This is a genomic window from Streptomyces sp. NPDC038135 (assembly GCF_055601245.1).
In genome coordinates this window covers 18,197-30,520 of record NZ_JBVJXS010000009.1, presented here as the reverse complement: position 1 = coordinate 30,520, position 12,324 = coordinate 18,197, and the positions used below count along the sequence as shown (strand labels likewise).

General features: G+C 74.8%; 7 protein-coding genes. 6 read left to right on the top strand and 1 reads right to left on the bottom strand.

The window, feature by feature from the left end:
- Nucleotides 1–30: 30 nt before the first annotated feature.
- The 4 genes from ACZ7JA_RS25185 (at nt 31) to ACZ7JA_RS25170 (ending at nt 8,039) form a co-directional block, all read left to right on the top strand.
- Nucleotides 31–732, top strand: a complete 702-nt coding sequence (locus tag ACZ7JA_RS25185; RefSeq protein ID WP_351663769.1) for a GntR family transcriptional regulator — start codon at nt 31–33, stop codon at nt 730–732.
- 165 nt (nt 733–897) lie between these two features.
- Nucleotides 898–2,424 (top strand): hypothetical protein, encoded by a 1,527-nt coding sequence (locus ACZ7JA_RS25180; protein WP_389448294.1) that lies wholly within the window; start codon nt 898–900, stop codon nt 2,422–2,424.
- Nucleotides 2,425–2,458: 34 nt separating this feature from the next.
- Nucleotides 2,459–3,337 carry a hypothetical protein gene (locus tag ACZ7JA_RS25175; protein ID WP_351663767.1) on the top strand — a complete coding sequence of 293 codons (879 nt, stop codon included), beginning with the start codon at nt 2,459–2,461 and terminating at the stop codon, nt 3,335–3,337.
- Nucleotides 3,338–3,374: 37 nt separating this feature from the next.
- Nucleotides 3,375–8,039 (top strand): hypothetical protein, encoded by a 4,665-nt coding sequence (locus tag ACZ7JA_RS25170; RefSeq protein ID WP_470810571.1) that lies wholly within the window; start codon nt 3,375–3,377, stop codon nt 8,037–8,039.
- A 76-nt stretch (nt 8,040–8,115) separates the two neighbouring features.
- Here ACZ7JA_RS25170 and ACZ7JA_RS25165 read toward each other — a convergent pair whose 3' ends face one another.
- Entirely contained in the window at nt 8,116–8,646 is a 531-nt protein-coding gene (locus tag ACZ7JA_RS25165; RefSeq protein WP_351664161.1) for a hypothetical protein, read from the bottom strand.
- Nucleotides 8,647–9,064: 418 nt separating this feature from the next.
- Between ACZ7JA_RS25165 and ACZ7JA_RS25160 the strand changes: the two genes are divergently transcribed.
- Nucleotides 9,065–11,890: a sensor histidine kinase gene (locus ACZ7JA_RS25160; protein WP_470810569.1), complete on the top strand. Its 2,826-nt coding sequence runs from the start codon at nt 9,065–9,067 to the stop codon at nt 11,888–11,890.
- Nucleotides 11,887–12,321 (top strand): roadblock/LC7 domain-containing protein, encoded by a 435-nt coding sequence (locus ACZ7JA_RS25155; protein WP_351663762.1) that lies wholly within the window; start codon nt 11,887–11,889, stop codon nt 12,319–12,321. The genes ACZ7JA_RS25160 and ACZ7JA_RS25155 overlap by 4 nt, the downstream gene beginning before the upstream one ends.
- Nucleotides 12,322–12,324: the final 3 nt, after the last annotated feature.

Genomic DNA, 12,324 nt, shown 5'->3' with positions numbered 1-12,324 from the left:
CGTCCTCCCGACTGCGATTGAATTCCGGGCATGGCAGAGCAGCTGACGGGACTGGCCGACGACCGCGCCCTCCTGGGGCGCACCAGCACCGCCGAACGGGTCTCCGACATCCTCCGCAGCCGGGTCGCCGAGGGCTATTTCCCGCCGGGCACCCGCCTGTCCGAGGACGCCATCGGCGGCGCGCTCGGGGTCTCCCGCAACACCCTGCGCGAGGCGTTCCGGCTGCTCACCCACGAGCGACTGCTCGTCCACGAACTCAACCGCGGCGTCTTCGTCCGGGTCCTGACCGTGGAGGACGTCGAGGACATCTACCGCGTCCGCGAACTCGTCGAATGCGCCGTCGTCCGCGGCCTCGGCGAACCGCCCTACGCGCTCGACGGCCTGGCCGCCGCCGTCGCCGAGGGGCAGCTCGCCATGCAGGGAGATGACTGGAAATCGCTGGGCACGGCCAATATCCACTTCCACCGCGAACTGGTGGCGCTGGCCGGCAGCGAACGCACCGACGAGCTGATGCGCAGCGTCTTCGCCGAACTGCGGCTCGCCTTCCACGTCGTCGACCACCCGCGCCGGCTGCACGAGCCGTACCTCGCCCGCAACGGCCAGATCCTGCGGGCCCTGCAGGCCGGCGACCGGGACGAGGCCGAGGGGCTGCTGAGGACCTACCTCGCCGACTCGCTGGAGCGGGTCGTGGAGGTGTACCGCCGCCGGGTCGGCGAGGACGCCTCCTCCTGACGCCGGGAGCCCGTCTCCTGTCGGCGCCGGGAGCCCGACGAGTCCTGGTGACGCCGGGAGCCCGTGGCGCGCGGTGCTGTCATCCGCACCCGTCGAGCGTCTGTGACGGCCGTCGCTTCTGCGTCGTTTGGGTCGTTGTCAGACCGAGGACCTAGTCTGTGCACCGTGACTTCGCCTGCATCGACGGACAGCGTTCCGCCCCAGCTCAGCGCGGGGCCGCGCCCGGCGCCGGGCCCGGCCGCCGACGAGGGGCTGGCGCGGCGGCTGCGCGCGCTCGCCTGCACGGCGCCGCTGCACGACCTCGACGCGCGCAAGGCCAACCTCGCCGGCGAGTACTCGGTGTACGGGATGGCCGAGGTGGCCCTGTCCGCCATCGACCTGGTCACGCTGAACATGGACTTCGACACGGGCGCCGACCACGAGCAGATCGTGGCCCGGCTCGTCCCGCGCATCGCCGCCCAGGCCCCGCACCGGCCCACCGCCGAGCACGAGCGCGTGGCCCGCTGGGTCCTGGAGAACCTGATCAACGTCGGCAGCGTGGACCGCGGCTTCCGCGCGGTGTACGGCACGTTCGCGCCGGACGGCACCTACGTCCGCCGCGACTACGACTTCAAGCTGATCGAGGAGGTCCCCGGCCCCGGCGGCACCGTCTACCTGCGCACCACCGACGAGGCGGTCAACGTCCTCGTCGGCGCCCTGGACACCGACGTCACCAGCGCCCAGATCGCCGCCGAGGTCAAGCTCGAGGTGCTGATCAACCGCGGCCGCCTCGCCGACGCACAGCTCGCCGCCGAGCAGGCCCGCTACCGCACCGTGCAGTACTCGGAGACCCTGCGCCGCGCGCTGGAGGCCACCCGGCGCAACGTCCGCGCGGTCGACTGGCTGAACGCCGTGCCCGACATGATCGCCGAGGCCCTCGACCACGTGGCCGACCGCTACCGGCACGAGAACGCCATCCTCACCAACATCCGCAAGGCCCGCGACGAGACCGAGGACCCCGGCAACAAGCGCCGCGCGGCCGAGCTGGTGGACATCGTCAAGGACTGCATCCGCCGGCACACCCAGCTCCAGTCCCGGCTGCTGGAAGCGGGCCCGCTGTTCCGCGCCGAACAGGACAGACAGGCGTTCGCTCCGGCCGCGTCCACGTCCGGGACCGACCTGTACGGCCACCTCCTCGCTCCGGCGCTGCCGCTGCCGCTGGAGCGCGCGGTCCGCGTCACAGACGCCTTCTTCGCCCACGCCACCGGACTGCGCACCCCGGTGTCGGTGCGGGTCGGCGACCTCGTGGACATACTGCTGACGCCGCCGGTGGAACGGGAGCACCTCGGCGCGGAGATGCCCGAGCCCGACCTGATCGCCACACCGGACGACAGCCGGTTCAGCGAGGAGCAGCTCGCCGCCGCCATGGAGCTGCTGGACCTGCCGGCGGACGCCCCGCGCCGACTGTCCGGGCTGCTGGCCGAGGCGCGCGGACAGGACCCCGAACTGCCCTACCTGGTGGCGCTGCTGGCCGTGCACGCGGCCAGCCCCGCGGTCGGCACCGCCTACCGGCAGGGCGAGCAGAGACTGCTGTTCGCCGTCGACGACGGGACCGAACTGGACGATCCCGAGTTCGGCGGGGCCGACCTGATCGTCGGAACGGCGCTGCTGGACGCGGCGGGAATGGCCGCCGACCGGACGGAAGCAGCATGAGTGAGCAGCGAGACCGCGACAAGGAGCCCAGACCGTGACCGAGCACGTCGAGTGGAGTGACACGCAGGCCCCGGCCCCGTCGGCGTCCGCCGCCGTCACCCCCGCTGACGCCGCCGACGCGGCGCGGCTCGTCGCCTTCGGGCTGCAGCCCAGACTGCAGCCCGCCCGCGACCAGGAGTACACCGATCTGCTGCGCCGCTACCGCGAGGAACCGGCGTTCGCGCGCCTGGCCGACGCCGTCGCCGCCGGCCTCGGCCTGATCGTGCTGGAGGTGTCCCCCCGCGCGGGCATGGCCGTGACCGCCGCCGAGGACTCGGTGTTCGCCGTCCGCATGGGTGACTACGCGCGTCGCACCGCCGCCGACTCCGGGGACCGCTTCCTGCACGGCCTGGCCCACCTGGCCGTCGCCGCCCTGGCGTTCCCGCGCCCGGAGGATCTGGCCGACGACTCCTACATCGGCCGGATCACCGTCAACGGCGTCGACGCCTTCGTACGGCAGGCCTGCCGCCGCCTGGAGGAGCGGGCCGAGGAACGCGGCGAGAACACCGACCCGGCCACCGACGCGCCCGGTCTGGAGGCCGCCTGGCGGATCTGGGCTCGGCGCAGCGCGACCGGCGCCACCAAGGACGCGCGCCGGCCGGCCGCCTCGACCACGGGCATCGTCGCCAAGGCCGCGGCCTTCCTCACCGAATCCGGCTTCCTGCAGCGCACCGGGGACGACCACGGCGGCACCTACCGCACCACGGCGCGCTACCAGCTCCAGGTGCGCGACCTGGCCGGCGGCGCCGCGATGGCCGAGCTGCTGGAGCTGGGCGTCGTCCCGGTCACCGACGGCTCGGCCAGCCTGCTGCCCGCCGAGGACACCGAGGACCTGGACCTGGTGGCCGACGCCGGGCTGCCGTTCCACTCCTGATCCACCGCCTTCCTGACCAGACTTACGAGAGTCCGCCATGTACGAGCTGTCCCGGGTCCGCCTCTACTCCATCGGGCCGGCCGGTGCGCGCTACGCCGACACCGTGCTCGACCTGCGGGGCGTGGGCGGGCCCGTGCCCGACCCCGCGCCCACGCAGGCGGAGTTCTTCGCGGAGGAGCCGTCCGGCCCGCCGCGCCGGCCCGCGCCCGCGGGCGTGCTCTTCCTGGAGAACGGCGGCGGCAAGTCCGTCCTGCTCAAGCTGATCTTCTCGGTGATGCTGCCCGGCCACCGCAACACCCTCGGCGGCGCCAGCTCCGGCGTGCTGCGCAAGTTCCTGCTCGCCGACGACTGCGGGCACGTGGCGCTGGAGTGGCAGCACGTGCAGACCGGCGAGTGCGTCGTCGTCGGCAAGGTCAGCGAGTGGCGCGGACGCCAGGTCTCCAGCGACCCGCGGAAGTTCGCCGAGGCCTGGTACTCCTTCCGGCCCGGCCCCGGCCTCAGTCTGGACAACCTGCCCGTCGCCGAGTCCACCGCGGTCCGGCCGCCCGTCGAGGGCAGCTCGGGCGCCCAAGGCCGGCGCCGCACCATGAAGGGCTTCCGCGACGCCCTCACCGAGTCCGGCAAGGCCTACCCCCACCTCGAAGTGCACTGGGAGGAGATCCACGACCGCTGGATCGAGCACCTCGGCGACCTCGGCCTCGACCCCGAACTCTTCCGCTACCAGCGGGAGATGAACGCCGACGAGGGCGAGGCGGCGGGTCTCTTCGCGGTCAAGAAGGACTCCGACTTCACCGACCTGCTGCTCCGCGCGGTCACCGACACCCGGGACACCGACGGCCTCGCCGACCTGGTCAGCGGCTTCGGCGACAAACTCGGCCGGCGGGCCGAGCTGACCGCCGAGCGGGACTTCACCGCGGGCTCCGTCGACCTGCTCGGGAGGATCGTCGAGGCCGCCGAGACGCGCTCACGCACGCGTGACGTGCACGCCGGCGCCGAACGCCGCACCCGCACCCTGGCCCGGCGGCTGTCCGCGAGGGCCGTGCGGGAGCGGGTGCGCGCCGCCGACCTGGCGCAGCGCGTCACGGCCGCCGCCTACGCCGTCACGCACTCCGAGGGGGCCCGCGAGCGCAGCTCGCTCGTCGCCGCCGAACTCGCCTACCGGCACGCGTCCCTGGCGCTCGCCGCCGCCGAGAAGGCCGCCGCCGCGCAGAAGCGCGAACTGGCCGACGCGCGCACCCTGCACTCCGCCTGGCAGGCCGCCGAGGCCGTGCTGCGGCACCGCGCCGCCGCCGACCGGGTCACGCGCGTGTCCGCCGCCATCCAGGAGGCGGAGCGGGACGCCGCCCCCGCGCTGGCCGCCCGCGCCAAGGCCGCCGTGGACCTCGTCCGCGCCCTGCACGCGGCCGCCGAGAGCGCCGAGAGCCTCGCCAACGAGGGGGAGGAGCGCTCGGCGGCCCTCCAGGAGATCGGTGAGAGCGGCTACCGCGACTCCACCGCCGCCGCCACCGAGGGCCAGCGGGCCCGCAGCGAGGCCGGGCACCTGCGCCAGCGCCTCGCCGAGGTCGAGCAGGAGACGGCCGAGGCGGTGCGCGCGGGCTGGCTCGACGACAGCGCGCCGGACGCCGACCCGGCCCGCGCCGCGCTCGCCGCGAGCGACGCCGAGAAGACCGCGGTCGCCGCCTGGGACGCGGCCCGTGAGGCCGCCCGCAAGGCCACCGAGCACGCCCGTGAGGCGGCCTCCGCCGAGGCGCGCGCCGAGCTGACGGCGGCTCGCGCGGCGGACGCCGCGACCGCCGCCGAGCGCGCCTACGACGCCGAGCGGCGCCTCGCCGAGACGCTGGCCGCCGAGGACCGGCTCGCCGAGCTGCTGAGCCTGCCGGCCGCTTCCGGAGCGGCCCGCCCCGGGGTGCCGGCGCCCAGGAGCGAGACCGACGGACCGTCGGTGCGGACGGCGGAACCGGCGGCAACCCGTCCGCGCGCCGAGGGCACGATGGGCCCCGAGGAACTCGACCGCTTCGCGGACGAGCTGCGCGAACTCCTCGACGACGCCGTGTCGGCCGCCGAACGGCACCTGTTCGAACTGCGTACGGCCGCCGCCGACGACGCCCGCATCCTCGGCGCCCTGGGCGACGGCGGACTGCTGCCGCCCGGGCCGGACGTGCTGGCCACCGTCGAGTTCCTCGGCGAGCGCGGCATCCCCGCGCTGCCCGGATGGCGCTACCTCGCCCAGGCCGTCGACTCCGCCGACCACGCGCGCGTGCTCGCCGCCCGCCCCGAGCTGGTCGACGGTGTGATCATCACCGACCCCGCCACGCACGCGCGTGCCCGCGAGGCGCTCGGCGACGCCGCCCTGCTGCCCCGCTCCGCCGTGGCGGTCGGCACGGCGGCGGCCCTGCTGGCCCCGACGCCGGCGCCCGGCGCCACCTCCGGCGACGTCTTCCTCGTGCCGCCGAACCCCGCCATGCACGACGAGCACGCGGCGGACGAGGAGCGGCAGGCCCTGCGCGCACGGGCCGCCGAGCGCGACGAGGAGATCCGCGCGCTCGCCGCCCGGCTCGGCCGCGACCGCGAGCTGTCGGCCCGCCTCGCCTCCTGGCGCACCGGCTGCCCGGCCGGACGGCTGACCGAGCTGAGCGCGGCGGCGCAGGAGGCACGCGCGTTCGCCGAGGAGAGCGAGGCCGAACTCGCCGAGGCACGCACCGCCCGCGCGGAAGCCGACGAGACCGCCGCCGAAGCCACGCAGGTCCGCGACGAGCGGCAGGAGGCCGCGCAGCGGGCCCGGCGCGCCGCCGACGCCCTCGCCGGGCTCGCCTTCCGGCTGCGCGAGCGCGCCGGCTGGCAGGTCAGGCTCCGCGAACTCGCCGACGAGGCGACCGAGTCGGAGGCCCGCGCCCAGGCCTGCCTGGAGCGCGCCCGCGCCGCCGACGAGGACCGCCGCGCCGTCCAGCGGGCCGCCGACGACGCCCGCCGCACCGCGCGTGCGCTGCGCGCCGAACGCGCCGAGATCGCCGGCGCACCCGACGACGTGCCGGCGGCGGACTCCGACGACCCCGAGGCCTCGCTGCCCGCCCTGCGCGAGGCGTACCGAGCCGCCTCCCAGGTGTACGAGAAGGTCGGCGTCGGCGCCGACCTGCGGGCCGAGCAGGCCCGCGCGGAGAGCGACGAGAGCGCCGCCCGCGCCGAACTCGACCGCCTCAGCAACAAGGTCCGCAGCCGCGCCGAGCAACTGCTCCAGTCGCCGGACGGCTCCGACGGCCCCTCCCGGCAGGCGGCCGCCGCACGTGCGGAGGAGCTGGTGCAGCTCCTGGAGACCCGGATGTCCACCGCGAGCGAGCAGCTCGGCCGGCTGCGCGGCGAGGCCGAGCGGCACGCCCCCGAGGAGGGCGCGGCGCACACCGAGCTGTCCGCGGAACTCACCCCGCGCGACGCCGAGCACGCCCAGGCCCTGCTGCGCACCGCCACGGCCGAACTCGCCGCCCGCACCGAGGCGCTGGCCGAGGCCCGGGACGCGCACACCGAGCTGCTGGAGGCCCACCGGGTCGCCGAGGACGCGGCCGGCGGCTTCGACGAGATCGCCGCGATGCTCCGCGACCTGCTGCGCGAGCACACCACCGAAGAGGAGCAGGAGGAGCCCGAGCCCTACCCCGGCACTCTGGAGGAGGCCCGGCACGCGGCCGCCGAGGTCCGCCGCTCACTGCGCGGCTGCGCGGCCGACCTGTCCGCCGCCGAGGCGGCCGTGCGCGAGGCGAGCGACGTGCTCGTGCGGCACGCCAACTCCACCCGGTACGAGCAGGTGCGCACCCCCGCCCGGCAGCAGATCCGCGAGCTGCCCGCCTCCGCGCTGCCCGAGCACGCCCAGAAGTGGGCGGCCGCCTTCGCGCCCCGGCTGCGGGTCCTCACCGACGAACTGGCCCAGTTGGAGCGCAACCGGGACTCGATCGTCGACCGGCTCCGCGGGCTGGTCGAGTCGGCTCTGGCCACCCTGCGCTCCGCCCAGCGGCTCTCCCGTCTCCCCGAAGGGCTCGGCGAGTGGTCGGGACAGGAGTTCCTGCGCATCCGTTTCGAGGAGCCCGACCAGGCGACGCTCACCGAACGGCTCGGCGACGTCATCGACGAGGCCACGCGCGCGGCCGTGAAGAAGAACTCCGACATGCGGCGCGACGGCATGTCGCTGCTGTTGCGCGGAGTGGCGGCCGCGCTGCAGCCCAGGGGCGTTGCCGTGGAGATCCTCAAGCCGGACGCGGTGCTCCGCGCCGAACGCGTCCCCGTCGGCCAGATGGGCGACGTGTTCTCCGGCGGGCAGCTCCTCACCGCCGCCATCGCCCTGTACTGCACGATGGCCGCCCTGCGCTCCAACGACCGGGGCCGGGACAAGCACCGGCACGCGGGGACGCTGTTCCTCGACAACCCGATCGGCCGCGCCAACGCCACCTACCTGCTGGAGCTCCAGCGGGCGGTGTCCGACGCGCTGGGCGTGCAGCTCCTGTACACCACCGGCCTGTTCGACACGACCGCGCTGGCCGAGTTCCCGCTGGTCATCCGGCTCCGCAACGACGCCGACCTCAGGGCGGGCCTGAAGTACATCAGCGTCGAGGAGCACCTCCGGCCCGGCCTGCCGCAGCAGCCGCAGGCCGGGGACGAGGTGCGCAGCGAGATCACGGCGACCCGCATGTTCAGGCGGCCGGCCTCCGCGACCTCCTGATCCAGGCCCGGAGGCTCGCGAGTACGGGCCGAGCCGGGGAGCCGGCCGGGCCGGGCCTCCCGTCCGGCCGGCTCGGTCAGGGGTGCGACAGCTGCCCGGCGCCGCCCCGCCGGCGTATGCGCGCCTGCTCCCGCAGGGTGGCGCGCTCCTGCCGCCGGCGGGACCGGCGCTCACGGCGCAGTGCCCGGGCCGTGCTGCTCGGCTCGGAGACGACGCCGTACCGCTGGTTCCACACCTGACGGGTCACCCAGACGTCGGCCACGCCCCAGGTGGCGACGATCGTGCTGACCACGCTGCTGATCACCATCGGGAAGGCCAGCCAGGAGTCGGCCATCGTGCACAGGAACGCCACCACCGCCTGGATCAGCGTCACCGAGGCGATCAGCACCGCCCGCACCGCCGCCGTACGCACCGGGTCGGGCAGCCTGCGTCGCCGCGCGGGCTCCTCGACCCACAACTGCCGCTCCTGCTGCCTGAATTCGCCGGTGGACTCCTCGGCGTACCCCTGCGCCGGAATGTCCCGATCCGACGCTTCCGGGTGCCGCCGCACCGACGGTCGCTCCGCCACGCTCTCCGCGGTCGCCCCGCGCCGCTCCGCCGTGCCCATCACCGTGTCACTCCCCACCGCCGGCAGGCCCCTTGCCCTGATGTCCGAAGACGCCGACTCCCACTGGCTGCCCGGCTTGCGCACTTTTACGCCGCCGGGATGCGGGATGCGGCTCCTGCGTCCGATTCCGCCCCCATTTCCCATCAGGAAAGACGAGTGGCGAGCCGCGAAGATTCCCACCGGCGAAAACTTCCGGCCAACCCGTTGTCCGTACTCCTCCGGCCGGTCCGGTCACCGGCCCCCGTACACCGGGTGCAAAGTCCCGCAATGCCCGGACAACTCGCCATCTCCCGTAGCCGATGCGGCAGTTCGCCTGGCACACGCGTCTTCGAGTTATCTGTGCGGCGGTAGTAGGCTCGCGCCGTTTGTTGACGCACATGTGTACCCCCGGCCCGCGGGGGTCGAGCTGGGGGAGGCCATGCGCTTTCGCGGGAAGTCGATCCGCCGGAAGATCGTGGCGCTGCTTCTCGTGCCGCTGGTGTCCCTGACCGCCGTCTGGGGCTTCGCCACGGTGCTCACAGGACGTGAGGTCACCCGGCTCTTCAGCGTGTCCGACATCGTGCGGGACGTCGGCTACCCCGTCGAGGACGCCGCCCGCGGCCTCCAGCAGGAACGCCGCCAGACCCTCGTCTACCTCGCCGACCCGCGTGCGGCCGACGCCCTGTCGGCGCTCCAGCGCACCCGCACCGCGACCGACCGGTCCCTCGCCGAGGTCCGCGGGCACGCCCGGGACCGGGACGTCCTCGACGGCATGGACGGGGACGACGGCGAGCGTCTGACCACGGTCCTGGACGCCTTCGACGGACTCGACGCCCTGCGCCGCGGCGTCGAGGCGCGCACGGTCAGCCGGGCCCAGGCCTTCGACCGCTACAACCGCCTCGTCGACCCCTGCTACACCTTGCTGGCATCCCTCGACGGCATCGACAGCGTCGAGATGAACGAGCAGGCCCGTGCCCTCGTCAACCTCACCCGCGCCCGCGAACTCCTCTCCCGGGAGGACGCGTTGCTCGGATCCGCGCTGGTCGTGGGCAAGGTCTCCCGCGACGAGACCCGCCTTGTCTCCGACCTCGTCGCCCAGCGCGACCTGCTCTACGACATCAGCCTGCCGCTGCTCCCCGCCGCGGAACGCGACCGGTACGAACGCTTCTGGGAGAACGCCACCACGGCACCGCTGCTGGCGGCCGAGCAGTCCGTCACGGGCAGCGGCCCCGGAACCCCGCGCGGCGTCACCGCCCGGAGCTGGGACTCCACCGCGGCCGGCGTCCTCGACGAGCTAGGCACCCTCGACGACCAGGCCGGCGACCGGTTCCAGGACCGGATGCGGCCCGTGGCGGTCGGCGTGATCGTGCAGGCGGCCGTCGCGGGCGTCCTCGGCCTCGTCGCCCTCCTCGTGTCCCTCGTCCTGTCCGTGCGCGTCGGCCGCGGCCTCGTGCGGGACCTGCGCAAGCTGCGCCTGGACGCGCACGAGGCGTCCGGGGTGCGGCTGCCCAGCGTGATGCGCCGCCTCTCGGCCGGTGAACAGGTGGACGTGGAGACCGAGGTGCCACGCCTGGAGTACGACAGGAACGAGATCGGCGAGGTCGGCCAGGCGCTCAACACCCTGCAGCGCGCCGCCGTCGAGGCCGCGGTGAAGCAGGCCGAACTGCGGTCCGGCGTCTCCGAGGTGTTCGTGAACCTCGCCCGCCGCAGCCAGGTCCTGCTGCACAAGCAGCTCACTCTGCTCGACACCATGGAGCGCAGGACCGAGGACACCGACGAACTCGCCGACCTGTTCCGGCTGGACCACCTCACCACCCGCATGCGCCGGCACGCCGAGGGCCTGGTGATCCTCTCCGGCGCGGCGCCGTCGCGGCAGTGGCGCCGCCCCGTGCAGCTCATGGACATCGTCCGGGCCGCGGTCGCCGAGGTGGAGGACTACGAGCGCATCGAGGTCCGGCGCCTGGCGCGGGTCGCCGTCACCGGCCCGGCCGTCGCCGACGTCACGCACCTGGTGGCCGAACTCCTCGAGAACGCCACGGTCTTCTCGCCGCCGCACACCGCCGTCCAGGTCCTCGGCGAACGGGTCGCGAACGGCTTCACCCTGGAGATCCACGACCGGGGTCTCGGCATGACCGCCGAGGCTCTGCTGGACGCCAACCTCCGGCTCGCCGAGACACCCGAGTTCGAGCTCTCGGACACGGACCGGCTGGGCCTGTTCGTGGTCAGCCGCCTGGCCCAGCGCCAGAACGTCCGGGTATCCCTGCAGCCGTCGCCCTACGGCGGCACCACCGCCGTCGTCTTCATCCCCGACCTGCTGCTGTCCGACGACGTCCCCGACACCAACGGCATCGGCTTCCGCCTCGACCGCCCGGCGAAGGACACCGGACAGGCCGTGGGCCTAGGCCCCGCTCGCTCCCAGGCCCCCGTACAGCTTCCCGGCCTGCCGACCTCCCTGCTGGACGGACCGGTCGAACTCGAGGGGCCGGTGGACCTGGACACCATCGACGACTTCCCCGGCGCCCTGACGGACGAGGAGAGCGTGCGCGGCGGCCTGTTCCGCTCCCGCCGCACCCGCGACCAGGAGGAGCGCCGGACCGCACGACCGGACGGGCCGCACCGGCCGGTCCCCCCGCACGGCGCCGACAGCCCGGACCCCGACCGCACCGGCGGCCCCGTGCCGCTGCCGCGGCGCCAGACGCCCAAGCTGGTCAGCTCGCATGGCCGGCCCGTCGCCGAGCAACGCGCCCGGCGCGACGACCCCGACGACCGGATCACTCCGGGCCCGCGCCGCCCCGACGCCGTGGGCCCGGCCCCGCTTCCCGCCCGTCGGCGTGGCACGGCGGTCCGGCGGCCCCCCGCTCTTCCCGACCGCACGGCCGAGCAGACGGCCCGTGCGGGCGACGGCGAGGAACAGCCCTCCGGGGCCTCGGCGCTGCCCCGGCGGACCCGGCCCGCGTCGGCGGCCTCGGGCCGCGGCCGGGGCGAGGCCACCCCGCCCGCGGACGGCCCGGCCCCGGAGCCCGCGTCCGGCACCGGTCCGCTGCCCCGGCGCGTCCGGCAGGCCAGCCTGGCCCCGCAGCTGAAGCAGGAACCTTCTCGGCGCCCCGAGCACGCCGAGGAGCCCGCCGACCGCGACGCCGACGAGGTCCGCGACCGGATGGCCTCACTGCAACGGGGCTGGCAGCGCGGCCGTGAGGAGAACGCCTCGGGCGACGACCAACGCAATGGCACAGCACAAGGAACGACTAAGGGGGACGGTCGATGACCGCACCGAAGGCCACCGGCCAGACGGAGCCGAACAAGGGCGAGCTGAACTGGCTCCTGGACGACCTCGTCGACCGGGTCGCCAGCATCCGCAAGGCCGTCGTGCTCTCCGGGGACGGGCTGCCCACGGGGGTGTCCAAGGACCTGACCCGCGAGGACAGCGAGCACCTGGCCGCCGTCGCCTCCGGCTTCCACAGCCTCGCCAAGGGCGTGGGCCGCCACTTCGAGGCGGGCAGCGTCCGGCAGACCATGGTCGAGCTCGACGACGCGTTCCTGTTCGTCACCGCCGCCGGCGATGGCAGCTGCCTCGCCGTCCTCTCCGACGCCGACTCCGACGTCGGGCAGGTCGCCTACGAGATGACACTGCTGGTCAAGCGGGTAGGCGTGCACCTGATCACCGCGCCGCGCACCGATCTGCCCGCAGGCGGGTAGTGG